This window comes from Paenibacillus sp. B1-35 (genome assembly GCF_050474385.1).
Classification (GTDB): domain Bacteria; phylum Bacillota; class Bacilli; order Paenibacillales; family Paenibacillaceae; genus Paenibacillus_B; species Paenibacillus_B alvei.
In genome coordinates this window covers 498,708-525,555 of record NZ_JBCHVJ010000002.1, presented here as the reverse complement: position 1 = coordinate 525,555, position 26,848 = coordinate 498,708, and the positions used below count along the sequence as shown (strand labels likewise).

The 26,848-nt window shown below is 45.0% G+C and carries 33 protein-coding genes and 1 pseudogene; 7 read left to right on the top strand and 27 right to left on the bottom strand.

Annotated features, from left to right (window positions below; translation table 11 throughout):
* Positions 1 to 35: 35 nt before the first annotated feature.
* Positions 36 to 551, bottom strand: coding sequence for a YceD family protein (locus tag ACQ5BJ_RS09930; RefSeq protein WP_163979368.1), 516 nt, complete (start codon positions 549 to 551; stop codon positions 36 to 38).
* A gap of 258 nt (positions 552 to 809) precedes the next feature.
* Between ACQ5BJ_RS09930 and ACQ5BJ_RS09925 the strand changes: the two genes are divergently transcribed.
* Positions 810 to 2,078: a nucleotidyltransferase gene (locus ACQ5BJ_RS09925; protein ID WP_430109899.1), complete on the top strand. Its 1,269-nt coding sequence runs from the start codon at positions 810 to 812 to the stop codon at positions 2,076 to 2,078.
* 86 nt (positions 2,079 to 2,164) lie between these two features.
* Here ACQ5BJ_RS09925 and ACQ5BJ_RS09920 read toward each other — a convergent pair whose 3' ends face one another.
* Positions 2,165 to 3,238, bottom strand: coding sequence for a YlbL family protein (locus tag ACQ5BJ_RS09920; protein WP_005551871.1), 1,074 nt, complete (start codon positions 3,236 to 3,238; stop codon positions 2,165 to 2,167).
* Between the two features lie 125 nt (positions 3,239 to 3,363).
* Between ACQ5BJ_RS09920 and ACQ5BJ_RS09915 the strand changes: the two genes are divergently transcribed.
* Positions 3,364 to 4,632 (top strand): nucleoside recognition domain-containing protein, encoded by a 1,269-nt coding sequence (locus ACQ5BJ_RS09915; protein ID WP_262866913.1) that lies wholly within the window; start codon positions 3,364 to 3,366, stop codon positions 4,630 to 4,632.
* A gap of 53 nt (positions 4,633 to 4,685) precedes the next feature.
* Here ACQ5BJ_RS09915 and coaD read toward each other — a convergent pair whose 3' ends face one another.
* The 15 genes and pseudogenes from coaD to ACQ5BJ_RS09840 all read right to left on the bottom strand — a co-directional run bounded on the left by coaD (position 4,686) and on the right by ACQ5BJ_RS09840 (position 14,459).
* Positions 4,686 to 5,201, bottom strand: a complete 516-nt coding sequence (coaD, locus tag ACQ5BJ_RS09910) for a pantetheine-phosphate adenylyltransferase (RefSeq protein WP_005551868.1) — start codon at positions 5,199 to 5,201, stop codon at positions 4,686 to 4,688.
* Positions 5,202 to 5,269: 68 nt separating this feature from the next.
* A complete protein-coding gene (gene rsmD, locus ACQ5BJ_RS09905; protein ID WP_005551867.1) occupies positions 5,270 to 5,860 on the bottom strand; it encodes a 16S rRNA (guanine(966)-N(2))-methyltransferase RsmD in 591 nt (196 codons plus the stop codon).
* A 314-nt stretch (positions 5,861 to 6,174) separates the two neighbouring features.
* Positions 6,175 to 6,759: an NAD(P)H-dependent oxidoreductase gene (locus ACQ5BJ_RS09900; RefSeq protein WP_005551866.1), complete on the bottom strand. Its 585-nt coding sequence runs from the start codon at positions 6,757 to 6,759 to the stop codon at positions 6,175 to 6,177.
* Positions 6,760 to 7,133: 374 nt separating this feature from the next.
* A complete protein-coding gene (locus ACQ5BJ_RS09895) occupies positions 7,134 to 7,418 on the bottom strand; it encodes a DUF4183 domain-containing protein (RefSeq protein WP_005551764.1) in 285 nt (94 codons plus the stop codon).
* A 158-nt stretch (positions 7,419 to 7,576) separates the two neighbouring features.
* Positions 7,577 to 7,861, bottom strand: coding sequence for a DUF4183 domain-containing protein (locus tag ACQ5BJ_RS09890; RefSeq protein WP_005551763.1), 285 nt, complete (start codon positions 7,859 to 7,861; stop codon positions 7,577 to 7,579).
* 254 nt (positions 7,862 to 8,115) lie between these two features.
* The gene (locus ACQ5BJ_RS09885; protein ID WP_238555942.1) at positions 8,116 to 8,472 is read right to left on the bottom strand and encodes a DUF4183 domain-containing protein; all 357 of its coding nucleotides are present in this window, start codon (positions 8,470 to 8,472) and stop codon (positions 8,116 to 8,118) included.
* A 478-nt stretch (positions 8,473 to 8,950) separates the two neighbouring features.
* Positions 8,951 to 9,421 (bottom strand): phage holin family protein, encoded by a 471-nt coding sequence (locus ACQ5BJ_RS09880; protein ID WP_262866902.1) that lies wholly within the window; start codon positions 9,419 to 9,421, stop codon positions 8,951 to 8,953.
* 366 nt (positions 9,422 to 9,787) lie between these two features.
* Entirely contained in the window at positions 9,788 to 10,030 is a 243-nt protein-coding gene (locus tag ACQ5BJ_RS09875) for a hypothetical protein (protein WP_005551758.1), read from the bottom strand.
* A gap of 109 nt (positions 10,031 to 10,139) precedes the next feature.
* Entirely contained in the window at positions 10,140 to 11,384 is a 1,245-nt protein-coding gene (locus ACQ5BJ_RS09870) for a cation:proton antiporter (RefSeq protein WP_005551757.1), read from the bottom strand.
* 19 nt (positions 11,385 to 11,403) lie between these two features.
* Positions 11,404 to 11,895 (bottom strand): cation:proton antiporter regulatory subunit, encoded by a 492-nt coding sequence (locus ACQ5BJ_RS09865; protein WP_430109906.1) that lies wholly within the window; start codon positions 11,893 to 11,895, stop codon positions 11,404 to 11,406.
* 277 nt (positions 11,896 to 12,172) lie between these two features.
* Positions 12,173 to 12,532, bottom strand: coding sequence for a hypothetical protein (locus ACQ5BJ_RS09860; protein ID WP_163979378.1), 360 nt, complete (start codon positions 12,530 to 12,532; stop codon positions 12,173 to 12,175).
* Between the two features lie 136 nt (positions 12,533 to 12,668).
* Entirely contained in the window at positions 12,669 to 12,920 is a 252-nt protein-coding gene (locus tag ACQ5BJ_RS09855; protein ID WP_268622633.1) for a DUF3951 domain-containing protein, read from the bottom strand.
* Positions 12,921 to 13,011: 91 nt separating this feature from the next.
* Positions 13,012 to 13,155: pseudogene (locus tag ACQ5BJ_RS09850) on the bottom strand (SDR family oxidoreductase); the annotation flags it as partial.
* 49 nt (positions 13,156 to 13,204) lie between these two features.
* Positions 13,205 to 13,525, bottom strand: coding sequence for a hypothetical protein (locus ACQ5BJ_RS09845; RefSeq protein WP_268600705.1), 321 nt, complete (start codon positions 13,523 to 13,525; stop codon positions 13,205 to 13,207).
* A 136-nt stretch (positions 13,526 to 13,661) separates the two neighbouring features.
* Complete coding sequence (locus ACQ5BJ_RS09840; protein ID WP_268600706.1) at positions 13,662 to 14,459, bottom strand: GAF domain-containing protein; 798 nt, start codon at positions 14,457 to 14,459, stop codon at positions 13,662 to 13,664.
* Positions 14,460 to 14,656: 197 nt separating this feature from the next.
* On the opposite strand from ACQ5BJ_RS09840, the gene ACQ5BJ_RS09835 reads away from it, so the two are divergent.
* Complete coding sequence (locus ACQ5BJ_RS09835; RefSeq protein ID WP_268622631.1) at positions 14,657 to 15,286, top strand: DUF1796 family putative cysteine peptidase; 630 nt, start codon at positions 14,657 to 14,659, stop codon at positions 15,284 to 15,286.
* A gap of 91 nt (positions 15,287 to 15,377) precedes the next feature.
* On the opposite strand, the gene ACQ5BJ_RS09830 is transcribed toward ACQ5BJ_RS09835, so the two are convergent.
* Positions 15,378 to 16,019 carry a YitT family protein gene (locus ACQ5BJ_RS09830; RefSeq protein ID WP_268600708.1) on the bottom strand — a complete coding sequence of 214 codons (642 nt, stop codon included), beginning with the start codon at positions 16,017 to 16,019 and terminating at the stop codon, positions 15,378 to 15,380.
* 659 nt (positions 16,020 to 16,678) lie between these two features.
* On the opposite strand from ACQ5BJ_RS09830, the gene hmpA reads away from it, so the two are divergent.
* Positions 16,679 to 17,902 (top strand): NO-inducible flavohemoprotein, encoded by a 1,224-nt coding sequence (gene hmpA / locus ACQ5BJ_RS09825; RefSeq protein WP_268622629.1) that lies wholly within the window; start codon positions 16,679 to 16,681, stop codon positions 17,900 to 17,902.
* 82 nt (positions 17,903 to 17,984) lie between these two features.
* On the opposite strand, the gene ACQ5BJ_RS09820 is transcribed toward hmpA, so the two are convergent.
* The 5 genes from ACQ5BJ_RS09820 to ACQ5BJ_RS09800 form a co-directional block, all read right to left on the bottom strand.
* A complete protein-coding gene (locus tag ACQ5BJ_RS09820; RefSeq protein WP_268622627.1) occupies positions 17,985 to 18,554 on the bottom strand; it encodes a manganese catalase family protein in 570 nt (189 codons plus the stop codon).
* A 51-nt stretch (positions 18,555 to 18,605) separates the two neighbouring features.
* Entirely contained in the window at positions 18,606 to 18,875 is a 270-nt protein-coding gene (locus ACQ5BJ_RS09815; RefSeq protein WP_005548315.1) for a spore coat protein CotJB, read from the bottom strand.
* Between the two features lie 2 nt (positions 18,876 to 18,877).
* Positions 18,878 to 19,195 (bottom strand): spore coat associated protein CotJA, encoded by a 318-nt coding sequence (locus ACQ5BJ_RS09810; protein ID WP_326847676.1) that lies wholly within the window; start codon positions 19,193 to 19,195, stop codon positions 18,878 to 18,880.
* A gap of 194 nt (positions 19,196 to 19,389) precedes the next feature.
* Positions 19,390 to 19,908 (bottom strand): GNAT family N-acetyltransferase, encoded by a 519-nt coding sequence (locus ACQ5BJ_RS09805; protein ID WP_268599650.1) that lies wholly within the window; start codon positions 19,906 to 19,908, stop codon positions 19,390 to 19,392.
* Positions 19,909 to 20,070: 162 nt separating this feature from the next.
* Positions 20,071 to 20,592, bottom strand: a complete 522-nt coding sequence (locus ACQ5BJ_RS09800) for a Crp/Fnr family transcriptional regulator (RefSeq protein WP_005548308.1) — start codon at positions 20,590 to 20,592, stop codon at positions 20,071 to 20,073.
* 254 nt (positions 20,593 to 20,846) lie between these two features.
* Here ACQ5BJ_RS09800 and ACQ5BJ_RS09795 point away from each other — a divergent pair, with 254 nt between their 5' ends.
* Both ACQ5BJ_RS09795 and ACQ5BJ_RS09790 read left to right on the top strand, forming a co-directional pair.
* Entirely contained in the window at positions 20,847 to 21,311 is a 465-nt protein-coding gene (locus ACQ5BJ_RS09795) for a hypothetical protein (RefSeq protein WP_430109913.1), read from the top strand.
* A 77-nt stretch (positions 21,312 to 21,388) separates the two neighbouring features.
* Positions 21,389 to 21,637: an IS3 family transposase gene (locus ACQ5BJ_RS09790; RefSeq protein WP_353961221.1), complete on the top strand. Its 249-nt coding sequence runs from the start codon at positions 21,389 to 21,391 to the stop codon at positions 21,635 to 21,637.
* Between the two features lie 80 nt (positions 21,638 to 21,717).
* Here the strand turns inward: ACQ5BJ_RS09790 and ACQ5BJ_RS09785 are convergent, their stop codons facing one another.
* Both ACQ5BJ_RS09785 and ACQ5BJ_RS09780 read right to left on the bottom strand, forming a co-directional pair.
* The gene (locus tag ACQ5BJ_RS09785; protein WP_268599647.1) at positions 21,718 to 22,212 is read right to left on the bottom strand and encodes a hypothetical protein; all 495 of its coding nucleotides are present in this window, start codon (positions 22,210 to 22,212) and stop codon (positions 21,718 to 21,720) included.
* Complete coding sequence (locus tag ACQ5BJ_RS09780; protein ID WP_430109915.1) at positions 22,209 to 23,477, bottom strand: DNA polymerase IV; 1,269 nt, start codon at positions 23,475 to 23,477, stop codon at positions 22,209 to 22,211. Before ACQ5BJ_RS09780 ends, ACQ5BJ_RS09785 begins: the two co-directional genes overlap by 4 nt.
* A 529-nt stretch (positions 23,478 to 24,006) precedes the next feature.
* Here ACQ5BJ_RS09780 and ACQ5BJ_RS09775 point away from each other — a divergent pair.
* A complete protein-coding gene (locus ACQ5BJ_RS09775) occupies positions 24,007 to 25,140 on the top strand; it encodes a hypothetical protein (RefSeq protein WP_268599645.1) in 1,134 nt (377 codons plus the stop codon).
* Between the two features lie 342 nt (positions 25,141 to 25,482).
* On the opposite strand, the gene ACQ5BJ_RS09770 is transcribed toward ACQ5BJ_RS09775, so the two are convergent.
* Together ACQ5BJ_RS09770 and ACQ5BJ_RS09765 are read right to left on the bottom strand one after the other, a co-directional pair.
* Positions 25,483 to 26,316 (bottom strand): DUF6544 family protein, encoded by an 834-nt coding sequence (locus ACQ5BJ_RS09770; protein WP_268599644.1) that lies wholly within the window; start codon positions 26,314 to 26,316, stop codon positions 25,483 to 25,485.
* 7 nt (positions 26,317 to 26,323) lie between these two features.
* Positions 26,324 to 26,788 carry a MarR family winged helix-turn-helix transcriptional regulator gene (locus ACQ5BJ_RS09765; RefSeq protein WP_268599643.1) on the bottom strand — a complete coding sequence of 155 codons (465 nt, stop codon included), beginning with the start codon at positions 26,786 to 26,788 and terminating at the stop codon, positions 26,324 to 26,326.
* Positions 26,789 to 26,848: the final 60 nt, after the last annotated feature.

The following is a 26,848-nucleotide window of genomic DNA, read 5'->3' as shown; positions in this document are numbered from 1 at the left end:
TACCCAAGTTACGTGTTATTTCTACTGTCAGTTTTCTATTTCTTAAAGAAATCTTGTAACCCCGCCAGTCTCGGGTCGATTCGCTCATTCGAGCATCCGCATGGATGTTCGTTGCGGTTCGTGCCGCAAGTCGGGCACAACCCCTTGCACGCCTCGTCGCAAAGCGGCGCATACGGCAAGTTCATCAAGAGCGTCTCTTCCACATAAGGCTTCAAGTCGACAAGGTCGTCCGCCACCAAAATGACGTCCTCCTCCTCTTCTTCTGCGGGAAGATCAGTAGAGTCCTTCAGCTTGAACTGCTCTTCAAACGGAATAACGTACGTTTCGGTAAACGATGTCAAACAACGCGAGCATTGCAGTTCCATCTTAGCGGTCAGCTTGCCATGTGCTCGTGCGAGTCCATCACTTTCCGCCTTTACCGACAGTTCGACATGAACCGGTTCAGAAATGGTAACATCAGAGCGCTCACGCGCTACCTCATCGGCACGAAATGCCGTATCAATCTGCGTTTCCCCTCTACCAGCAACTATGTCTCGAAATCGAAATTCCATACTATCACTCCAAACAAACAAAATTAATTATAGCGATTAACGTCATGCTTTGTCAACCAAATTCGTTTGACAGTTTGCCAGAGCCGGAGCACGATTCCCCTTCCTATGGAAAACCACTCTTTCATGGTATGATTTGATTATCATTGCCCGCGGATTGTCTGGGAAAGAGATCCGTTAACAAGCATTCAATGTACCTATAAAAAGATACCATTGAGATACAATATTACCGCATTCGGCGCCTGAAAGGAAGAGATGCGAATGAGAACGCTCGGAATCGTCGTTGAATACAATCCGATGCATAACGGTCATGTATATCATCTCCAGCAATCGAAAAAAATTTCAAATTGCGACGCAGTTGTTGCTGTTATGAGCGGCCACTTTCTACAGCGCGGCGAGCCCGCACTTTCTGATAAATGGTCGCGGACGGATATGGCATTGGCGAACGGTGTCGACCTAGTGCTTGAACTGCCCGTCGCCTACGCTGTGCAGCCTGCCGAATGGTTTGCCTACGGTGCTGTCGCTACATTACAGGCCACAGGAGTTATTGACGCCCTCTGCTTCGGCAGCGAGCTGGGAGATGCAGAACCGTTCATACAAGCTGCAGATGTACTTGTCAACGAACCTTCCGGTTTCACAGATCAACTGCAGGAGCATTTAAAAGCTGGCTTAACCTACCCTGCTGCTTATGCGGCGGCGGCGGGACATGCGATAAAAAACAGCGCCACTCTCCCTTCAACGGGCCAGGCCGATGGTTGGATGATTCAGCCGAACAATTCGCTCGGCTTGCACTATGTGATGGCACTGCGGCGCTTAAATAGCACAATCGAGGCCTACACAATCGCACGCACGCAAGCGGGTTACCATGATACAAACGCTCCGGAAGGCTCAATCGCAAGTGCAACTGCCGTCAGAAAGCTGTGGGTGGAAAATAAAAATGGGAGCCTTGGCGCATGCGCACAATATTTGCCGACAAGTACGCTCCAAATCCTTGAGCGAGAGCATCGTCTTGGCAGGGCGCCAATCAGTTGGGATTCCTACACTCGCGAGTTGATATACCGTCTTCATCAGCTGTCTGCTAAATCTCTAGCGCGACACCTTGAGGTTACAGAAGGCCTCGAGCATCGTGTCAAGCAAGCACTTGGCAGGATGGCGGATTATCGGGTAGAATCGCTGCTTGAGCAGCTTAAGACCAAGCGCTATACGCGAACGAAACTGCAGCGTATGCTTACACATATTATACTTCATCATGATAAGTTCCATTTCGGACCTGACAGTCTGGAAAAAGGACCCTGGTACATACGAGTTCTTGGTTTTACAGATAAAGGGAGAGCACTGCTCAAACGCATGAAGAAAAGCGCAGAGCTGCCGATTGTATTAACAGCAAACCGTAACAATATCGGCCTTGGCGGCGTCTGCGGCCTGGAGGCAGATATTCGGGCAACATCGCTATATGCGAATGCCTTTCAACAATGGAACGCGCGGGATGCCCTCCGGGATTACTATGAGCCACCCCGCCGGAACTCCTAGTATACAGCAAGTCATGGATCGAAAATAAAGATCGAGCTTAGAAGTCTTCCCTCTAGGCTCGATCTTTATTACGTTGCACCTAACGATTACTTCCCAGCATTCTGCTTACTACTGAATTGCTTGATCGCTTGAAGCGCTTCTCCTACGGTTCGAACTGGAACCAGCTTCATCTTGGTATCCATCGACTCAAGCTTCGCTTTCGCTTCCGCATAATTGCCTTCGGGGACAAGGAATAGCTCTGCCTGCTCACGATCCGCAGCAACCACCTTGAACTGTACTCCGCCAATGATGCCTACTTTACCGTCAGGATCAATTGTTCCCGTACCTGCTATTCGATGCCCTTGCGTCAAGTCTCCTGGTGTCAGCCGATTAATAAGCTCCAATGTGAACATCAGACCTGCAGATGGTCCGCCAATTTCACTGTCCTTGAATGTTACAGTTTTGCCTTTATCATCAGGTGCCGCTTCCTTGCGTTGACCGTATCGAAGGCCGAAGCCAACGCGCTTCTCTTCTTTCTTGTTCGGATCACTAAGCTCAACTAGCGTTGCCTTAACGACCTTCTGTTGCTTATTCCGCTCAACTTTAACTTGAACCGTCTCCCCTGCCTTGCGCCCCTTCATAACAGCCTGCAAGGAATCGAAATCGACAACGGGCTGTCCGTCCACTTCCACAATTCGATCATTTGTCTCAAATTCATTATGCGCAAGGTTCGGATAATTATAAATTACAAACACGCCTTCAGATTTTAATTGGTATGGAATATGTAATTGATTATAGGCAGCGAGTACAGCTCCAAGCTGGGAGTCGCTCATATTGAACAATTGCTCCGTAACATACTCCTGTTCGCTTCTACCTTGCAATGAATCCGCCTTTTTCCCGAACTCGGCATGCGGATCGAATGATTTCCATATAAGTAAGGCCAGATTGGCATAAGTACGACGTACCGTGGTGAGCATAAAAGTTCCGTCTTCCGTCTCATCACCTGCTTGCACGCTTACCATCGGCTTGACCTGCTCAGCACTTCCCGGTGTATATATTACATAGGGCGTTGGCATATATACCATGATGTACAAAAACAGAAGTGCTGCAAAGAACCACTTCCAGTTGCCTAATCGCCAACGCTTCGTCTTCTGGGTGCCTAGTAATTCGTCTTCTTTCATTGCTGCATCCCTCCTGCTACATTCACTCGCCTTTGCATCCATGTACAAACTGGTCTAAAGCCTGTCTTTGGGACGTACATATGTGGAAGTACGAACTTCCATTTTAATGCAAGAGGTGAACATCTATGTTTTCTTTTCGAACGCCACTATCCCAGCATCCGTTCATGACATTGCTAATGGGAAGCACGGCGGTTCTTTTCGTTATTTGCATTGTATCCTATCCCGATCAAGCTTTCCAAGCCTCGCTTCAAGGCCTGAAAATATGGTGGACCATTATATTCCCGGCGTTGCTTCCGTTCTTAGTATTGTCCGAAATGCTGTATGCTTACGGATTCGTACATGGCCTAGGCGTCATGCTGGATCCAATTATGCGTTTGCTGTTCCGCCTTCCCGGGGTTGGCGGCTGGGCATGGTCAGTTGGCTGGACAGCCGGCTATCCAGCAGGTGCAAAGGCTGTTGCTCAACTGCGCAAGCAGCAGACTTTATCACGTCAGGAAGCCGAGCGTCTTCTCTGTCTTTCCCATGCGAACAGTCCCATATTCATGATTGCTGTTGTTGGAGTAGGGTTCATGCAGCAGCCCCATCTTGGGCTTGTCATCGCGATCGTCCACTGGCTGTCCGCTATCCTTACGACACTGATTTGGCGAACGTTACATCGTATGCATCCTGAGCTGCAAGCTGTACGTCCCAACCATAACATCACTAAAGCGCACCGCAATTTCTATCGCCGATTGATTAGCGAAATGGAGGACGCCCATCGACAAGATGGCCGTCCCTTCGGGAGAATGCTCGGCGAGTCGGTCAGCTCTGCTGTTCAAACCTTAATGATGGTCGGCGGATATATGATGATTTTTTCCGTCATCATTCAAGTTCTGCGCATCGCAATCCCACAGGAGTTCGGCAAGCATATCCTGAACGGATTATTCGAAGTAAACCTGGCAGCCTACACACTTGGTTCTACAGCTTTTTCTTCCCCCGTTTTTCAGGCAGCTTTGCTCAGTGCTGTTATTGCCTGGAGCGGGATTAGTGCCCTTCTTCAGGTTCATAGCATCATTAAGGAAACCGATCTGCGTTTCAGCCATTTTCTGATTTCGCGCCTGCTTCATGCATTATGTGCATTTCTGCTTACCTATGTGCTGTGGTCGCCATTACACGCTTGGCTTTCCACTCCGAATTCGGCAATGTCAACATTAAGTCCGTTTGCAGCCAGCCATACCGATGTCGAACATGTATCTTCCATTCTTGACTCCAGCGGGTCACTGCCCTTTATAACCTATATGAGTCAGCTGCCGATTTGGGCCCAAGCATCTATACTCATTCCCGTAGCCTGTCTATTTCTGTTCGCATTATTCGTTCTGGCACAAACGATAGGCAGACTTTTCACCCATCGCTAAACAAAAAAGTCCATATCGACCGGATCATCCTACTGGCGACATGGACCTGCTGCTTAGTTCGTATCTTTGAATTTATCACGCAGTGCCAATTCAACTTCTGGTGCAACTAATTCACTAACGTCACCATTAAATTTCGCAATTTCCTTCACCATACTGGAGCTTAAATAGGAATATTTCGGATTCGTCATCATAAAGATGGTCTCTACCCTTGGATTGAGCTTTTGGTTCGTTGACGCCATTTGCAGCTCATATTCAAAGTCTGTTACAGAGCGAATGCCGCGTACGATCACATGGCCCTGCTTCTGCTCCATATAATTGACCAGCAAATCGCGAAAGCTGTCGATTTCCACATTCGGGATATGTCTAGTAATTTGCCGCAGAAGCTCCTTTCGCTCTTCTACACTGAACGTAGGCTGCTTGGACAAATTGTTCAGCACTGCAACGATAAGCTTGTCGAACTGTTTGGCAGCCCGCTGTATGATATCAAGATGTCCAAGCGTAACCGGATCGAAGCTTCCCGGATACACCGCAATGCGCGGCTCATGCACTCGTTCTGTATGTTCCGTCATGAAATAAATCCTCCTTATTCCCTGCAGCAGATAGATCTGCCGTTTCATTTCCTCATATGGTTTGAAGCTTATGCGTCTTGTTCTTGCGCCGCTTCCTTCTCTGTCTGTCCGTAGACTCGGTATACGGTTACACCGATCTCTCCATACTCCGCCTTCTTCCACACATAAAGGGGGCCAATCTCATTCGGGTAAACATGTTTCGAATCATGTTCTACAACAATGATTGCGCTCTCTGAGATTAACCCATCATTCCACATGCCTTCCAGCAGTTCGTCCGCATCCTTCAGCCGATATGGCGGATCAAGAAAAATAAGCTCAAACGCAATGTCACGCTTCGCCAGCGCCTTTAACGCCCGTTTCGCATCATTGCGATATACTTCACTTCGATTCGCAACCCCAGCCGTTTGAACATTATGCTTGACGACTTCAACAGCCTTGGGATCCTTGTCTACGAATATTCCTTGTCCCGCGCCACGGCTTAACGCCTCAATCCCTAGGCCGCCTGTGCCAGCGAATAAATCCAGCACATAGCCGCCGTCAAAATACGGCCCGATCATGCTGAACAATGCTTCCTTGACTTTATCTGTGGTCGGTCGCGTCCCCATGCCGGGAACCGGCTTTAGTGAGCGACCTCTTGCTGTTCCTGATATAACTCTCAATGCACTCCACCCATTCTTTTGCGCCGTAGCGCAGCTTATCACGTATGATCATGATGGTATGTAACAAATAACTTATTGTATTTCGACGTTTATCGTACCACATTTCTATATAATTTGAAAAAGGAAAACGTGTCCTAACATCAGTCATCCGGTCTCACTTTTTCAAGAAAAAGCATCGAATGTAAAAACTCCTTATCAGGGGGGCCGCGTCCGATAAGGAGTGTCTTCTTCCTAATTATGTATTTCTGTTTCTTTTCTTTCTAAGTTCTTTCACTCAAATGAGCAGAACTCTCCGTCCTTATTTGCAGCTTCCCTTATTTGTGCAGCTTTTGCAGCAGCTCCCTCACGCTTATTAGCATTTGCCTGCGAGCTTCTTCATCAATAGTCGTTACTGAGGCAAAAAAACGATGAGCGAGCACCTTCATTCCCACAAATTCAAATATTCCATTATCCGTCGTTTGCTGCATCGACTCATACATCCCGCTCTGCTCATACTGCTCATGCGAATTTCCATGCGTGGACAGCAGCAGTGCAGACTTTCCTTTCAACAGCTTCTCGATGCCGTCTGCGCCATATCGATAAGCGAATCCATAAGAAAATACACGGTCAATGTACCCCTTCATAATGGCAGGCATGCTTGCCCACCAGATTGGGTAAACCATGATCATATGATCCGCCCACGCAACATGTCCCTGCTCCTCCTCAATATCTGAAGGCAGCTTATGCTGCCCGAACAGTTCGAAATCCTTGGCAGACAGCACTGGATTGAACTCCATTTCATACAAATTGCGAACTAATGCCGCATGCCCTTGATCTTCAAGCTCAGCTTGGACGATTTCCATAATCGCATGATTGAAGCTGTTCGGATTGGGATGCGCGTATATAATCAGATGCCTCATTTAGATCTCCTCCTACTTGTTCACCAAAGTTGCGCTAACACAACTGGACAAATCTGTTTTAATATAGGATGTGAGAAAGCGGCATCATTTATCGAGCTCCACAAATATTTTTATGGCATGTATATTTCTGACCAATCGGGCAATCATTAAAGTATCGACATCATCGAATGTCGTAGACAACCGCGGAGAAGACTTACGTTTCCCCATAAGCTCTTCGTCCGGTTTCTCCTCTCCCATGAGGGCGTCCTAGCAATAGGGCGCCCGTTTTAATTTGCCCCCCTTAAAACCAAAATCATTATACGTCCGGGAAAATAAAAAAGTTGATCCAAGGCGCCTTGGATCAACTTTTTAAATATATTATCTATATATTGTCATTACGTTACAACAAATTCGACAACGATTGGAGTAGCAGGATCGAGAGCATCTCCTCCAGGGATCGTTATTGTTGTTGTCGTTACTGTCGACGTATCTGCCGTTTGGATGACGCCATTAATATAGAGAACATAATAAGCGAATAAACTTGGGAATGCTGTTGCTGCAGCACCAGCGTCATTAGTAAAGGCTGTTGCAGCAACCGCAAATGTAGCGCCTGTACCAGTCCCGGCGCCAGTCGTAGCTGCAAATTTCCGACTTGCTATAAATGGTTGAGAAATAGGCATTTTTCTCCTCCTTTTCTTAAGGAATACTTTATTAGATGCAAGTTGGACAAGTAATGAACCCTACAATTGACATAAAGAAAAGATACATTTTAAAAAGCCCATTAAAAAGACTGTTCTGGAATATAACCAGAACAGTCCATTATGAGCATATGTCTTAATTAAGTCACAACAAACTCAATCACAAGCGGCGTGGCAGGATCAAGAGCATCACCGCCAGGAATCGTTATTGCTGTTGTGGTAACTGTAGACGTATCTCCCATTTGGAGAACCCCATTGATATGAAGGTCATAGTAGGCGAATGAGGCTGGAAATGACGTAGCTGCAGCACCAGTATCATTTGTAAATGAGGTTACTGCAATCGTAAACGCGGCACCGGTTCCCGTGCCTGCCCCAATAGTTGAACTAAATTTCCTGCCTGCCAGAAACGGTTTAATAATGGCCATTCATGTCACTCCCAATTTTAGGATGCTTTATTTAATGCTAACCTTCCCCAGAACTGATTGTGCAAATGTCACGCTGCATCTAATCAGCGCAAAATTCCTGTTTTTTTGTACAGGTCATATAGAGAACGTACTGTGGCGAAATGAAATAGCAAAAAGCCCCCCTCCTGCTAACAATCTTGAAGAAAGGGTGCCTTCTTTGGTTAAGGAGCTTTTCCGACTCAAGGGCACAATCTATGTATCCTATTAGCTCCGGGTCACCCAATTTCCGCATGAAATATTCGAATGAACTGAAGTGTAATAGGAACGCCATCTGCTGGTACTTCATCAATAGTTAATGCCCCAGCCGACACCTTGTATGCAATAAGCGGCTGAAGAATGCCGTTGATGAACAAGTTGGTGTAGGATACATTTGCCGGATCCAATATGTTCGAACTTCCGTATTGCGGCAGCGCATCCTCGTTCATATATGTTGATTTCATCCCGTCGCTTCTTGTAATGAATTGGAATGTTTCAACCTTTAGCACCTTGCCCGTCTCCGGAGGAGTTGGCGGTATCGGCGGAGCAGGAAATATAAGCGCGCATCCGGGGGGAGGACATATGCTTCTGGACATTAACCCACTCCCCTGGGCATATTCGAATTTCTGCTTATTACTCCACGGTTTGGACGTTATGCGAAACATATTATCTCCGTTCATCATAACCACCTGCCCCTTAACCAAAAATATTGTGCTCCTATTCATAATGTTTATGATATTCATGTACTTCTAATCTGTTCAGGGCATACGTACATTCAATAATCAAATTCGGCTGACACGCTTAAGGAATAGTCCTTTACCATCGTATCCCTCGCTATATATGGCCGGAAATCAAGCAACTTTATAAACATCATCGGTCGTTGACTGGCCTTGCCTGAAATTTTATGTATAAACAACATGTTTTCTATAAAGACGGCCTTCCTTCAAGATTGCTCCCGTTCACGGACAGAAAAAGGAGTGCCTATCATCCCAGTATCAAGCATACTAGCTATCCGGGCCACTCCTTCCTTCCACCGTGACATCATGTCAAGGCTCGTCCTCTTCGAACAACGGCTTAGTTCTGAGGGGAATTGTCGTCTTTCTCTTGCTGATTGTCTCGCTTATCCCTCTTCTGACTGTCATCTCCATCGCTACCTTTATCCTTCAGCACCATAATTGCTTTTCTGAGCACATTCGGGACTGGCACACCGAGTCGGCCTCCATTTTCTACAATCGACAATACCTCATTCGCCATATAAAAATAAGTTGTCGCGTCTCTTATTAGATTTTTACTTTCAAAGGCGATATCGATCTGATGGGCAAGCGCAATAATTAGAAAAATAAACACTTTGCGTGCGATCCCCACAAGTCCTACACGACTCAGCAATTTGCCTTCCGCACCCGAAGCGATTACACCTGTTACATAATCTATTATGACCATCGTCAGCAGCACCTGCACTAGCGCAGGCCATCCTCCAAATACAAACGAAAACGTCCCTCCAATAGCTGCAACTCCCGTTTTGAGTAGAAGATCGAATCGCTCCATGTTCGCCCTCCTCTGCTGTCGCATACATTTCGGTCAAGTTATCTATTACTCTGCCTCGCTTCTGCTAGAATGTGGACGAAGCACTCTCAGAAGCTTGATATATTTTATGCAGCTTGCACTCAGCCCGACAAAGGCAAGCCTCCCTGCTGCTTCTTTTGCCTTAGATGATAGATGGAAATAATAAAAATCAATTGCTAGAATACAAGAATGGCGCTATTCGTGCTCGTTCCTTTCTATTGGCTGACCATTACAACACAAAAAGCGGCCCCCCCCAAGGATTCACATGTTTCCCTGCACAGGAGCAACAAAAAAGCCGCTGAATCCTCAGCGGCTCAAATTCGTAACCATCACTGGATGAATGCTCCATTACGCATAGGGTTCAGCTAGACAATACTCGTCCTCCATGTTGCGAATCCATTCCTCCAGCTCATCCAGCTGTTCGAAGGTTCGTATCGCAATTGGAGCCCGATTGGGCACGTCTCGCTGCAAGATTACGGTATCCCCCGCCATCATGCGTTCCCTTGCGTGTCTATAAATAGAATCCACCCTTTTCCAATCCTTGTGCTCATAAGCGCTCCCAATCTGCGCGAGATCGATAGTGATATTCATTACGCTATCCCTCCCTTGAATGGGTATGCCTTACAATATATAATATAACCTATTTTTTTCAAAACGTACGCATTTTCTAAAAATTGCCTTTTTTCTGCCACTATTAAACTTACTCCGAATTCGCATTTTGCTCCTTGCTGCCAACCCGTTTCTTTCCAAAAAGCGCTCTACTCGCTAGAATTCCTTTATCGATCAGGTTGTATATTCGCTTCGACTCCTTCGTTAAGAGCGGTCCTAATATGGCAAGCAGCAATACATATAATACAGCAAAGGATTGGACAACCGGAAGCAGACCTCCAGCCTTGCCGATATTCGCCATAATTATGGAGAACTCTCCTCTCGAGGCCAAGGTGAAGCCGATATTGATAGAAGAGCGGTTCGATAAGCCTGCTGCGCGTCCTGCCAACATCCCTGCGACGACATTGCCGATAATGGTCAACACGACAGCTGCAAGCGCCATTCCAACTGCCCCGCCTAATGTCATCGGATCAATCGTTAAGCCGAAGCTGAAGAAGAACACGGCTCCAAAGAAATCCCGAAAGTTTATCACATAGTGTTCAATCCGCTTTACATGTTGGGAGTCTGCAAGTACAAGTCCCACCAATAGAGCCCCAATCGCTTCCGCCACGTGCAGTGTTTCCGAAAATCCTGCTACGAGGAATAAGGTTGCCATCACAAGTATGAGGAACAGCTCCGAGGATTTTCCGTTCAAGACCCGGTCAATGAACGGCATCGCCTTGCGGCCCAAAATAATGAATAACAAGATGAAAGCAAGCGCAGATCCTGTCGTCAGCAATACAGCCCCGAGAGATGCGCCTCCACTAAGTACAAGTCCTGACAGAATGGACATATGAATGGCGATGAACAAATCGTCAAACATAATCATGCCCATAATCACTTCGGTTTCCGGATTTGCCGTCCGCTTTAAATCAACTAACACCTTAGCTACAATCGCAGTAGATGAACTTGTCATAATACCGCAAATAACGAGTGTCTCCGCAACAGGCAATCCCATCAGCCAACCGATTAGCAGGCCGGAGACAAAGTTAATCGCAATATAGGAAATCCCCCCCACAACGATGGATTTCCCTGATTTAAGCAAGCGACCGACGGAAAACTCCAGTCCTAAGTAGAACAATAGGAACAGTACCCCAATACGGCCCATAAAATCAATAAATACAGAACTTTCAATAAAGCGGAAATCAAATATCCAAAAGTGCGGCGCATGCGGCCCTACTGCCATCCCTACAAGAATATAAAATGGTATGACAGAGAAGCGAAGCTTCGTTGCAATGACGCCCACTAGACCAATCAACGCAATAGCCAAACCAACCTCAAAAATAATTGTATCCATAGTTCACCCCGTTTCCTGCTTATTCGCTTCCACTTAACAACCACGGCTTAAGCAGCTTAATATGTTGTCTTTCTCCTGCAACGACAAGCGTTGTATGAGCAGATAACACGACATCAGGTCCTGGATTAATTATCTTCTTATCCTTCTCAAGGATCGCTATAATTGTTGCTCCTGTCGTCTCACGTACTTTAATCTCGCCGATGCTCTTGCCAACGCAGGCCGCATGAGGCTCTACTTTGTACCATTCAATCATGAGGTCATCTAAGGCAACATTGACTGTCTCCAGCGCCTTAGGCTTGTAAATAAGCCCACCAACGATAGCAGCAACCGCTCGCGCCTCATCATCATCCAATGTAACCATCGAAATGCTCTCTTCTTGATCTTGCTGATCAAAGTGGTACATTTCACGGCGTCCATCATCATGTACAATGATGACCAATTGATCACCATTACGCGCTTCCAGCTGATACTTACGACCGATTCCTGGCAATTCTATTTCCTTTATATTCAATGGAAATCCCTCCAACCGTACATATAGGTTTATTTTTCTCACATTGTGAAATAAAGAACTTTATAGGAGTGTCGACCATACTTTTCGTGCAGCACAAACAATCTATGTCGATTACAGTTAAATGCCATAGACAAAACTATGCACGCAAGCAGACATCTACTATGATTGGACGATTCCCTACACGATCAGAGAATACATATCCATCAGCAATTATGCGTCGTCGCCGCTGTTCCTTATTCCATTTTTCAAGCACAACCGTGTGAATGAATGTAGAGAATTACACTACGAACGTAGAGGTGAATTTGATAGGCATCAGAAATAAACGTTTCCGCATTACGAAGAAACTACTGTGGAGATACTTTATAACAAGTGGCATGCTAAAGATGAAATGCTGGAAAAAAAGAATAAACATGAATACGATCTTCTTCACGAGAAGATGCTTCATGGTAGAGGTATGCCGTGAAACGGCAGTAAATTGCTGCTCATGAAAAGACTTCGTCAGCTTGGATGGATTGTTCCAAATGACGCGCTCTTCTTCAACGATAAACGGGGAAAATACCGTACATAAAAGCAGGAAGGCAATACATACAACACCAAGTATGCTGTTTCTCTTGCATGGCACACCTAATCTTGTCATATCGCACCTCCTGTAGTTTATTAGTTAATTGTAAATTTTCTTAAATTAAAAATAAGATTATCATGCAGATCCGCATCAATCAAGAAAAAACGAACATCCATTCTCTGGATGCTTGCGATCCCGCTATGCTCGGCCGTTAATCTTCACGTTGCAGACACGATCGCATCGGATGATTGTCGCCATCCTTATTATTCCTACGATCATCCTGTTCATCGTCCGCTTCTTTCTCATCATGAAATTCTACACCCGTTTGTGCTGTAATATAATCGAAGGGCGTATAATGAACCTCGACATGCTCCCGCTTTACAAAACGCTTGTAACCAACTAATCCCACGATCATCATCAGAAATAGACTAAACATGCCGATCATGACGGCGAAAAAAAGCATGGCATCCTCCTCAAATGCATAATTGACGGTTACTAGGTACTACGCAGCTTCCATGGAAACGTTTCACTTTTTCCCATTTTTATTCACTTCACTAATTGCGGAAACCGCCATCTGAGTGAATAATTTGTCCTGTAATCCATTCCGCTTCTTCACTCGCCAGGTACACTAAACGAGTTGCATCCTCTGGCGTCCCAATGCGTCCCATTGGGAATTTCGGTCTTAGGAAGTCCTGTACGAACGCTTCCTTTTTCGCGCGTTATTTTTTCCGTTTTCCTGATTCCGCCTTACCGCACGATTCGCAGCCATACAATGTTCCGGTCTGCATTTACTCCGACGCGCACAGTTACTCCCGTCTTCACATTTCGAAATTCCTCGCCTTGAAGATCGGTAGAGCCTGTCAATCGGAAGGCCTCCTCCATGCCATCACCTGTCTGAATAACGATCCGCTCTGCCTCCAACTGCTTGACGCTGCCTTCATATTCCCGTTCTACTACAGCTGCCCTGCCCGGATTCACCATCGTGGAATTCACGAAGCCGATCGAAAATGCAGCGGTTCCGAAAACAAGTACGAGTACGGTTATGGTGATCCACATCCATTTTTTCATGCGCATATCCCCTTTCTGACTGACTTGAAGCGTGTATCCGACTTGCTTTTTACTATTTCTCCAATTATACCATAGGCCTGTAGTTGCCTCATCCCGACAAGGGGAGCAACTCCTTAGTCTTTAGCTCTAGTGTGCCTTATACTCCTGCCTCATCTGCCGCGAGCTGAACCGGTTCACCCAGCTCTAACACTGCACGCTGCTCTGCAAGAATTCCGGTCATAATCGCTGCATACAACTCCCCAATCACAGCGCTCGATTCATTAAATGGCTCTAAGCCATCCATCGTTAATACACCGTAAGAGCCAAGTGAAATGCAAATCAGCGAGCGGTAGGGGCTCTTCGATTCTTGATTGCGTTCCCAATCCTCGTCCTTCAGCACATCGGCGCACTGAATCGTTACCTGCTTCCGGAAGGAACGACCTGCTACCGAACGATCGATATGAAGATAGCGCTGCCCAACATAATGGTTCGGGAAGCCTACCGAGGCAAGCTGTAGCGTTAGTATCGGCTCCTCATACTTCCAAATGCCGCAGCGGTGATGCCCGCCTGGGGCGCATTTCATATCCACGGCCAGCATATCCAGCATCCGCTGCAGCAGGAAGTTCGATTCGTGCAGAACAGCGTACGGATCCCCCATTCCGCGCAGCCCGTTCAACGCGTCCGCAAAAGGCTTCATATTGCGCAGCGCTGATAACATTTGCTGAGATGCATGCTCGGTATGACTTCCCGTTTGCTGCAGGCTATCCACCTTTTCCTGCAGCCTCTGCAGGCGATCTTCCCGGTGAAGCACCTCATGCACGACTTCGGTAAATTTTTTGTTAATATACAATGTCTTGATAAAGTAGAATACCAACCCTGCCGCAATGACGACGGCAAACAGCTGGTACGACCATGGCGGCAGCTTGTCGAGCATCGCTTTCATTAGAGATTCCATATCGCTCTTCCTCCTCTCACTTGTCCTTGGAACAAGAATATGATTGAGAACGAGCGAACATGCATTCTGCATTTCTTTTATTTTTCTTTTTTATGATAAAAAATGCATATATTTCAGGTGTTTTTAAACCAGTTCTCTTCGTCGAACAAGCATACGATATTATAAGTTCACTTTTTAAAAAAAGGGAGAGGGAGAAAATGGAACTTTCACACATTCGAGTTACTTACGATGCTGCATTCAGTCTTGGAAACTCCTGCTATTCTACCTTTAAACTTGCTACTTATCAGCTAAGGCATTATAGCGGAATCATGGATTGGATGGTATCTCCTTCGTTGTCTAGCGTCAACAAGTTGATTCGCAACCGAGGCGCCGGATTCATGGAACTTTCCAACATGTCCGTCGTAGGCACTCACGCAGGCGGACTCAACTGGCTTATCCGAGACAACGAGTACGACATTATGTCGGCTCACGATTTCCCCGTTGCGAGCAACCAAATCGATAATTGGCCAAGCTACCCTGCTTTTAAGGAGACGCTTGACCGACGCATCAAACGCTTTTTCGAAAAAATGGAGACCAGTCAGCGCATCTTCTTTCTACGCATAGGTGGAACATACGAGGAAGCTCTTGAACTCCAGACCGAGCTACGGGCAATTGTGAAACATCAATTTCATATTCTTCTTGTGAATCATACCCCTAACTATGGCATCGTTGAATGTCATTGGCCGCTGGAACACGTTTGCGCGATCGAAGTGCCTCTAGACGGGGAACAGTACCCGGAGCTATGGAATTATATCCTCTTTGGCGTCCTGTTGCTTGGTCAGCCATAACAAGAAGCATACTCTGCAAATGACAAAGAACCGTTCAATTGCTTCCTATCGAGAAGCAATTGAACGGTTCTTCTTATTGTCGTATCTTCAATTATCCGTGTTGATGCTGAACTGCAGGCCGTACTGGAATGGAACGATCGCGTATCGTGCCAACCTGTACCGTCCATGTAATGATCTTACCTGCTATGCTGACCGCCAGTATCGTGTACAGCGTGTCGACAAGCGGCAGGAAAAACAAGGACAGCAGCAATACCACTATATCAAATATAATAAATACTGTACCTATGCTTAATTTCGTAATACGGCTTAAAAATAATGCCAGAATGTCATCACCGCCTGATGCGCCTCCATGGCGCAGCACGAGGCCGGCTCCAAGCCCTGTCAACAATCCTGATAGAACAGCCGCAAGCACCATATTGCCGCCAAGATTCATATTCCATGGCGAAAAGCGCTCGCACATCTCGTACGTTAACGAGAACACTCCTGTTGCAATTGCCGTATTCATAATGAATGTCCGCCCTTTGAAAAACCAAGCAGCGATAAATACGGGAACATCCATGCACAACACGGTCAGCGCCGGCGACCAATTAAACGTGTACTTACCAATCAGCGCTAAACCAACAAATCCGCCTTCAGCCAAATGATTCTGAAAATTAATGTGATAATAACTGAAAGCCAACAACATCGATCCTACCATCATCCAAAAAATCTTACGTAATTGTTCGTTCCCCATCTTCGTAACCTCTCGTTTCGTAATGTAGCCCTTCGACTAACCGAGAGGAGACGGATAGGGATCCTTATCCTTCGAACCATCATAATTCACTCATCCTTCTCGTATTAGTCTCCGTCTTAGCGACCATTGACAAATCTACGAGAAGAAGCTAGATGTAAGAAAGATCATAACGTTTCCAGACTGTCCTTTGGGGTTTCATCCTTCGGGGACGCATTGGTATCCTGATCCTTTCTTGTTTTGTCTTTTGTATTGCCTTTAGTAATTGTATTATACCACAATGTATATGCCCTCTAAACACGTCTCATTCTATAAATAACGCTGTCGTTCGGATTTATCTGCAATGAATCGCTCCAAGCTTGGTACAGCCCCAGATAAAGTCGATATCCTCCCTATTTTCCTCTGAAATCCTCACAATTTGGACACTTTTACATTTATGTTTGAATTTCAGATCCATCTTTCGTTGTACAGTTAGCTTTTCATTTGCTTTCTTCAGTTGATGTTCATAAAGCTATCATATTTGTTGTGCGCAGGATCACATTGTGACTAATATCACAACTATACAATAGCAGCAGAAGCATTCGGATGCCGCACGTGATTACTCTCGCTCTTTCTCTGCTGCGCATCCTTATATGATCGTTACGCTAAAGGAGGAATCCCTTATGTTACAACCTCGTACGATTGAAATTGTGAAATCTACAGTTCCTGTGCTGGCAGAGCACGGCCCACAAATTACAGCACGATTCTACCAGCTCATGTTCAGCAATCATCCCGAGCTGCTCAATGTATTCAACCACGCCAATCAGCGTCAAGGCAAACAGTCCATGGCCCTTGCAAACGCGGTCTACGCGGCTGCAGCGAACATTGATCGATTAGAGACCATCTTGCCTGTCGTACAGCAAATTGCCCAGAAGCACCGGGCACTCAATGTTAAGCCTGAACATTATCCGATTGTCGGCGAGCATCTGCTGCTCGCAATCAAGGATGTACTCGGCGACGCCGCTACCGATGACATCATTCAAGCTTGGGCAGAAGCCTATGGCGTTATTGCTGATGTATTCATTCAGGTTGAGGCGGATATGTACAAAGAAGCCGAGCAGCAGGACGGCGGCTGGTCAGATGTGCGCCGCTTCATCATTGCCCGTAAAGTAAAAGAAAGCGACGTGATCACCTCCTTCTACTTGAAGCCAGAAAACGATCAGCCGATTGCCTCCTTTCTGCCCGGTCAATATATTACGATTCGGGTTCAGCCGGAAGGCCAAGTCAATACGCATTATCGCCATTATAGCCTATCCCAGGCTCCTCATCCCGATGTATACCGCATCAGTGTGAAGCGCGAAGGCGGCGATGCGAACTCTCCTGCTGGTGTTGTCTCCTGCTACATGCACGATATGGTGCAAGAAGGGGATGTTATCGAAGCGACAGCACCTGCAGGCGACTTTACCTTAAAGCCAAGCGCTGCACCGGTGGTGCTGATTGGCGGCGGCGTCGGGCAAACACCGCTTCTAAGCATGCTGCATTCGCTAGCGGCCGAGGACTCCAAGCGAGATGTTTATTACATTCATGCCTCACGCAATCACGCAGCACACGCCTTCAGCCAGGAAGTGAATGAATTGGCTGCTAAGCACAGCCATCTTCACACCTTCCTATGCTATGAGAAAAGCAGCGGGACAGAGTCCACAGAGTCCTGTGATCACATTGGCTTCGTCGATGCGCAGTGGCTTAGCTCCATCATACCGTCCTCCGTCTGGAAGAAAGCCGACGTTTACTTCTGCGGCCCTGAGCCTTTCATGAAGGCGGTATATCGCGCAATAAAACAGCTTGGAGCTTCGCCTGACCACATCCACTATGAATACTTTGGACCGGCAGGATCCTTGGAGGCTTGACCGCCTCCATAACAGAAGGGACACTTCTTGCACTCTGCAAGGGTGTCCCTTTCGCATGTTATCGTCTTTTCCGACCTGGTCATCAAAATACTTTTTTCATACTCCGCTCTTCCTTTAGTATTTCAACAGCTTCCCTGAAACGCAAAGAATGCACGACTTCACGCTCGCGCAAAAACTTCAGTCCATCCTGCAAGTCAACATCGTCCGTCATGTCGATCAGCCATTGGTATGTGGCGCGCGCCTTCTCTTCCGCTGCAATATCTTCGTACAAATCTGCGATCGGATCCCCCTTGGCCTGTATGTAGGTCGCCGTCCATGGATCCCCCGCAGCATTGCTATAGAACAACGCCTTCTCATGCGCTACAAAATGAGGTCCTAGCCCTGCCTCCTCCAACTGCTGCGGCGTCGCATCCTTCGTCAGCTTATGCACCATTGTGGCAATCATTTCGAGATGGGCGAATTCCTCCGTGCCGATGTCCGTCAACAGCCCGATCACTTTATCAGGAATCGTATAACGCTGATTTAAATAGCGCAGCGCTGCCGCCAACTCTCCATCCGCCCCCCCGTACTGCTCCATTAACAGCTTCCCCATACGAGGATCACACTTGCTAACGCGCACTGGATATTGCAGCTTTTTCTCATAGATCCACAACTCCGCGTCCCCTCCCATTCACCAAGTTTCTCAGCAGTCTCTTGCCCACAGCTAAATTTGCCAAGGCCATGGTGTTGTAGCCCATGTCCACGGACAACCAGAATAAGAATGTCCATAGTTCATTAATGGCCCGTATTGCTCCTGAAAATGATGGGCGACCTTCATCCGTTCCGTTACGTAATAATTGAATTGCTGAATAGCCTGTAAATCTCCTGGATGAGTGTCCAAGTACAAATTTAATTCCAACAGTACAAAATCAATTACTTGCAGCTGCTCCAAGCTTCTGCGGTATTCTTCGGTTTGAAAGGGATGTACACTCATCGTCAAGCTTCCCCCTCCCCTCGCTGCGTTCTGCGGGAATGATATGGACTGTATAGAGCAGGCCATAAGGTTCCACAGCGCAACGCCTGTTCTGGCGGGAACTGCGGAAGGTTGGGCGGCTGAAACGTAATAAATTGGTTAATGGGAACGACATATACCGAATAAGGCAGTGGTGGACAAGGATCACATGGACTTCGGAACGGGACGTATACACGATCTTGCGGGATTGCCTGTTCCGTTGGACAACAACTGTTCCTCGCTTGCTGTTCAACCGGCGGCAACTCTCTTGAAGCTAAATTTCGCTGTAATTCGTGTTCCATGACACTCTTTGCGCCTCCTTGCTTTCATGTTCGCATTTCTCGATCTCTTACTTGTATGAAAGAATAGGAATGTCCCATGTACATAATTAAAGCCAAGGTGTGACAGATTTGATTTTCTGTGCACCTTGGCTTGAGGAGCTGCGGGATATGTGTCTAAGTCTTATTTTTATACAAAGAAAAAAGAAGTTCGGATTCTATCGGCTTGCATTCTCAGTGATTGCTCCTATCGGATTTGTGATCCCGTATATTGTTTGCGGTTCCCCAAAGCGCTGGACAGTGCTCCGAAAGCTCATGCCGACTCGTTCAAGCAGCCTGCGGGAAGCCTTGTTCGCTGCCTGTGTTTCGGCTACTACCTCGGGCAGCCCCAACACGTGGAAGGCATGCTCAATCACGGCTGTAACAGTTTCTGTCGCGTATCCAGAGCCCCACCATTCAGGCAGCAGTTCATAAGAAACCTCCGTACTTTCACCGTCATGATGAAAATCCAGAGAAATTAACCCGATACATGCATTCGTTTGCTTTTCTCGAATCATCCAGAACGATGTTCCTTCCTGCGGAGCAAGCATTCGGTTGAAGCTGCCTTTGATCGCCTCCTCCTCTTTCCATGCCCCTCCAAGATATTTCCGCACCTCTTCATTGACATACAATTTTCTGACATCTTCATAATCTCCAGTGTGCAATGTGCTAAGTATACAGCGGTTCGTTTCAAGCAAAACGTTATCCTCCATTATGAATGTAAAATACGAATGATTATCCTATTAAAGGATATTTCACCTCCAAACAAAACCTCCATATCGAATTCGCAATTTATACGCAGTCCCTCATGCCAACCCGCTTCATGCCAGAGAACCTATTCTCTTATTCTTCCACGCTCATCAGCCATCTTCTCCGCCGTGACCTTGACGCAGAAGCCGATTCACCGTTTCCCGCCTAACACCGATAAATTGACCGATTTCCTCTTGCGTCAATAATTCGGTAATAGGCATTTGCTCTGTATAACTGCGTAACCAAGCTGTCAGCAGCTGCAATCGTTCACTTGGGGTTCCAATGGTTAAATGATCAATGCGCTGCTGCATGAAGCGCAGCTTATCCTGAAGCAGCCTCGCGATGTCCAGCGCCTTGTCTGGTTGCCGCCGTAATCCTTCATACCACTCCTCAGCAGGAATTCGTTCTACTTCTGTCTTCACCATCGCGGTTGCTGTGCCATGGCATTCCTTCGGTGAAATCAACGAATGATGAGGGACAATTTCGCCCGTATATATGAGGTTGAATAAAATAATATTGCCATTCTCATGCAGGCGTGTTACTTTACATAGCCCGCTTATGATGCGATACAAATATGTTCCGGGATCTCCTTGTCTGAACAATACCTCTCCCCGATGCAGTGTCATTCTCATCCCCGACTACCTCCTTATCTTATTTCCCGCTCTGTCTGCGAATGCTGCTGTATTCGTTGGGATGTCGTCCTTATTGTACCGATTTTCCATACTTTTGACTACGTATGCCCCTTGATATACGAATATTTGTTCGGTATTATGAATATAATACGAACGTAGGTTCCCTTTTTTTATATACATCCATGCTTCTTATGGCTGAGGTCAATGCATTTGGCGTACACAAAATGTATGGCATACAAGGAGGAAGAGCGTGCATGGGTACACCATTCGCATCGAACGGCGCTCCACCGCACAGCGGAGAGGATGCCCTTACTGTCAAGCAATATATTATTCAAACACTCATTTTGGATGTGCTGGAGCGGGACATTGGACGCATAGGGGCCTCTAATCTGAAAATGGCCGACATCTATGCTCAATTTCTGCGACAAGCGCAAGACAACGCTTCTCGCGATTTGTTCCACCTTCGCAAGCAATTTCGCAGCCGCGGCATTAAAGTGTATGAGGAAGAACGGCTAGAGCACGGAATTCGTGTCCATTATGTATGTAGAGGCTATCAGCATTCATTCTACATGCTGCGCGGCTTGATTCGGGCTGAGGTAAAGAAACGGATGCAGGCTTACTTGCACATTGCTGCCGCCCAAACCTCGAATTTGAGCACAAAGGCAGCAAGTATAAGCAGCAACAACAGTGCTTCTACAAGCCCACAGTTAGGTATATAAGCTTCATTTCATCATCTTATCCCTCTCTTACAAAAACACCCCTTAGCCAGCACCAGAGCGTTCTGCTCCTCTGATGCTTGCCGAGGGGGATTTCATATCTTCTCTCTTATTGCCCCGTCCAATTTCTTATTTCTTATTCTGTTTCCGATTTTCTTTTTATTTTCGACAATGCTTGTATAGAGTCGTTCCTTTCGTATCTGAAAACAGAAAAGATCTATCTAACAAATCCGCAAACGTTATTGGAATTGCTACAGGTTATCCGAGATTACGTTTCGTTTTACAACCATGAACGCTTTCAGAAAAAACTAAACAACCGTTCCCCATAGAGTACCGGGAAACGGTTGCAGCGCAGATGTCTTTTTAATTCTGTCTACCAAACAGCAGGCTTAGACTTATTAATGACTTACTATTTTGACCTTGATAAGTTACTTAATTTTGTGATAAGTCTGTCCGTGTATCGAGCTAACCTTCTGCTTATTTCCATCCTCATGTACTCTTTTGTTATAATAAAACTATCCTCAGAGTTACGGTAAGCATAGTGTAATATCATTGTACTATCGTGCTTCTCTTCATCTACAATACGAATTTCTTTTTTCAACATCTCTTGTCTTCTTTTGGACAGGTCGGCAGAAATATTATTCGCGAGGATTTGAGCTGCCTTGGTATAAAGGGATTTTAACGTCTCAGAGGATACCCCCATTTCGTGAATTTTTTTAGTTACCATTGTATACATTACTGAAAGTAGAATATAATCGCGCATTAATTCAATATCTTCTCTCTTTGGCTGGTTTGATGTCCCGCTTGGCGCGTCACGATGCCTACTCAACAAAGCTTCCCGATGTTGCGGCAACATCATCCGGCTGGACTCCCAAAGACCATTCTTCTCGAGTTTTTTACTCATTTATAATGCCCCCCGATTTTCAGGGATCTCTCTAATGCTTGACCTGCGTGGGTAAGGGAAGAAGCTCTGATAATTGCCGCATTTCCATATCGATCCTTAATCGTATCAGTCACCTTATCCAGCGCCCTAGCTCTCTCTTGATCTTCAAAAAGCGTTAGTTGATAATGCTGGTCATCTTCCAATGTGCTTAACATAACACCCACACGACGTACGGGCATCCGATCCCAATATTGATAAAAAATTCTCTTTACTATCTCAAATACTTTATTTGTATTATTCGTCGGGTCTGGCATTTTCATCTGGCGTGAGAATCCTGTAGGAGCATCGTACGGACTGCACATACAGCTTACGGTTGTAACCCAGCCCATATACCCTTTCGTCCGACAATCTCGGCAGACTTCCTCCGTCAACTCCAACAATATTGTATCGATCTCTGCAGAATCCGTATAATCTCGGGGCAAAGTCATCATATGACCAATAGATTTTGGAGGAGTTTGAAATGTCCCTGGTGTCACCAGACTATCATCCAACCCGTTCGCCGTTCGCCACATCACCTCGGCATGAATATCCGACTGCTTGCCGAAACGAGCTCGAAATTTATCCTTAAGCTGTGGCAATGGAGTTCTCGCAATGTCCCCAATCGTAACTATCCCTAATTTCGCAAAATGCCTGCACATCCGGGATCCAACACCGAACATTTTATGAACAGGTTCTTTCCAAAGCACGACGGGAACATCAGATGGATGCAAGGTAAAAATACCGCTTTTATTTTTTTTTGCCCAGATGTCTGTTGCAGTTTTAGCTAATATTTTATTGGTGCTGATTCCTATTCGAATCCGCACTCCTGTCTGGAGCATTACTCGTTTTTGGATTTCCTTTGCAATGGTAATCGGATCCCCGAAAATTGATTGGCTCGCCGTCACATCTAAAAATTGTTCGTCAATACTAAACACTTCAACTAAATCCGTAAACTCCTCATAAATCTGAGTAATCATCAAAGAAACATCGATGTAATGCTGCATACGAGGACGCATAATGACGAGATCCGGGCATTTCTTAAGGGCTTCACCTAACCGTTCGGCTGTCGTCACGCCAAAACTTTTCGCAATCGGGCACGCGGCCAGAATAATCCCTGAACGACGTGTAGGGTCACCAGCTACTGCTACTGCTTTATTTTTATATTCTGGATGATCTGCTTTTTCTACACTTGCATAAAAGCTTTCGCAATCGGCTAAAAATACTACCCTTTCCCTTCTTTGACTCACATAAAGCCCTCCAATATTTATAAATCATGTTACATGCACAATCACAAAACAAGAACGTATATTCTCATTATATACCGAACATACATTCCCTATACAAATGAATTTTTTGGATCTATGAAACCTCACCCTTAGTTATCGAATACATTGTGGCTTTTGAATCGATGATGACGATGCATATGGTCAACTACAGAATGCAAGGCAAAACACAAAGCCAATTTACAAGATAAAGGTAAAGGTGCTGTTTGCAAGCATTGAAGAGCAGAGCGACAGGAAGAGCAGGAGCATATGGCAATGTGGGCGTAATTATTTCATAGTAATATTATGTCCCGTATAATGAATGAAGTAGTTGATGCAAACTTCATAAAAGAATACCGCCAATCTAAACCTTAAGCATTAAGACTACGTTAAGGATATTGGTCTAAAGGTGAGCAAGAAGAGAAATGCTTCACTTTATTTGCGGGTTCGAACATCTTGGAGCTACTCTGTTTGTAAAGACTAATAATATTATCAACTTTTGGGAGAGACACATATGAACAAACAGGTATTTAGCGATCTTTGTGATGACGCTTTAAGGAATAAAGATACTTATTTGCAAGAGGCAAGATCACGGGTTACACGTTGGGAGTATTATGAAGGTTCCTCATATTATCATTTAGCACCATATTGGTTTGAGCGTAACATTGAACCAAAAGGGATACCTACTAGTAATAGCGATGGGTTTAATTACGGATTTGATTGCAATAATCAGTTGATTTATATGAAAGTAGGATATTGGGAAGAGTGTATTGAAAGGAGTGGTGATCGTATCATAAACCGAACATTTTTGGATGGTAGGGTGAATTCCATTGAGGTGATTATACTTGAAGAAGGACGTCCTATCGAGTACACGGAATTCGTTGTACGAAATGGTATTGACTTATGGCATATATGGTCTTTTAAAGAATACTATCGCTACTCAGGAAACCAATTAACTACCATTGAATTAGAAAAATATGAACCTAAAAATATTACTACATATAGCTTGGAATATAAAGAGACAGGTGAGCTTAAGAAAATCACAAAATTAGATGACGAAGAAATCATTTACCTGGAAATGTCGGTAGAGGAAGTAACCTCATTACGTAGTACTGTCATTGAAGAACTATATAGTGAATGTGAAGCGGCTTTACAACGTTTAGGTAAGTGTATAGGTGAAAGTAAGCTTTGTTTTTTAGCAATTTGGCTACATCAAGAAACTCAAGCTGTAGTTAATCCAACGTTTATTGCTGGGATGGACTATATTCGTGAAGAACAACTAGCTGATGGAGAAGATCTAGAAACACTTTGGTATATAGGATACCATTCAGACTATGACGAAGGGCTTGAAAATGAGGATCTAATTCGGAAATTTTCTCTGTTAATGAACTATTGGGAGCTACATTCTAATGTTTCTGATGAACCTACCTATTCTACATTGCAACATCATAATTGGTGGGGAGAAGGATTAGCTATATGGCAGGAAGTTGCCTATAGACTAAATAGAAGGAAGTGGGATAAAGTCTTACCTGTTACTGATCATTTTGTTGTGTTTATTGACGAGGAAAATTTCGATCCAAGTAACGATCTTCCACGTTATATAACTCATGAACAATTAGCTAAACTTCAGGCGAAAGAACTAATCTGATATCTCATTTTTAGTATGACTGTGAGTAATAAAAAGCACTCACATATGTGGGTGCTTTAGCCATGTTATTTGGGATCGTCAGTAAATTCAGCGGGGCGGTTTTTTTGTGAAGCGTAGCCGACGTCGAGTTAATGCTCCACCAAAAATACCTTTGGTATCCAATTATACCAGCCCTTCTTTAGCAAGCTTGCGGACTAATGCCAAAAGAGGCCGCATTCCTCTCATTAGGAGAGTTAATTACCAGCTTTGCAAAAAAACAAGCGTCTCGGAACGATAGGAGACGTAACGGGTCAAAGTCATTAAATCCCATCAATATAAGGATGAATAAAGAAACACCTATTTCTATTCATATTCAACAGTAAAACAAGCACCGTCAAAATAAATAAGATCTCCATGATCGTAATTCCAAACAGCCTGAAGTTGGGTTGGTTGTTTGATACCGCCAATTGTCTTGTAGTCCTTAAATATGGCCGACCATCTTACTTGCTGAATTGTTCCATCGGTAGATATAACGTATCTATCTTCTGTTGTAAAAGAAAGAAGCTCCCCCTTCTCACTGAAAGTAAATATCCCGCTTGCTGATATATCATTGTACGATATCGTCGCTTTTGCATGGGTATCATCAACTGTCTCCCAGGTCATATAATGCTGTAAAGCAGCATTAGGCATGATAAGAGATTCTGAAAGAAAGGTTACTAGACAAGCTTTATTCATTTCTTTACCTTTGTGATTAAACAGCGTAATGACTTTAGCTAGAACTCCTTTCATACTACCTTCACCATCAATATAAGAATCGAACCCTTGAAATGGTATTCCATACATTGACGTGTCAATATAGGCAAATCTTATAGGCTCGCGTACAAAGTTATATTGAGTGTAGTCGATTTTTAATGGTGGCTTGTCGGGTGACATAATAAAATTAACTTCTTTAAAGGCTACCTTCATATAAGACATTTTAGGAATGCCAATGTATCCACTATATTCAAAATATTTCCTTACCGGATACGGCAATTCTTTAATATCATCGAATGTAAAGATATCATTAATGACATTAGAAATATTGATTTGTTCTGTTGCGGATTGAATAAACTCTGTATTGGTTTTGGAATAAGGCACATTAAAAAATACAATGATACCGATTATAATAATGCCAAGGATCGAAACGATTATCCACATTGTTTTTTTACCCCTTTTCCTCGACTTCATGAGCATTCTCCATTCTGTTTACATTGTTAGCTAAATGAATGACTCCTTCATACAACCCATTGGTCAAATTTTCATCAAGTTCGTCAAACAGAGCATTCAGAAACTGCATCTCTTTTTCGCTTCGAGCCTGGAAATAAGTGAAACATTCGGGTGTAAGGTGAATTCTAAAGATTCTAGCGTCTTGATCATCTTTTATAAGGGAAACAAAGCCCTGTTTCTCAAGTAAACCGGCCATTTTCTTAACGTTTTGCCTAGAATTCCCAACCAATTTAGCCACCTCACTTATTGTCGGAGATGATCGTCCCGACTTTAAAATGACAGCTATCAACAACCACTGCTTAAGCGTTACATTCTCATCCAATTTGTCACCAAGAGCTTGTAATCGGTTGGCTAATGTAAGAATACCACCAAAGATGTAAGCCTTTTTCTCTATGTCATTCAATATTAAATACCTCCGATTTTTCAAAATAAAGGTAACTAGTTACATATATTATATGTAACT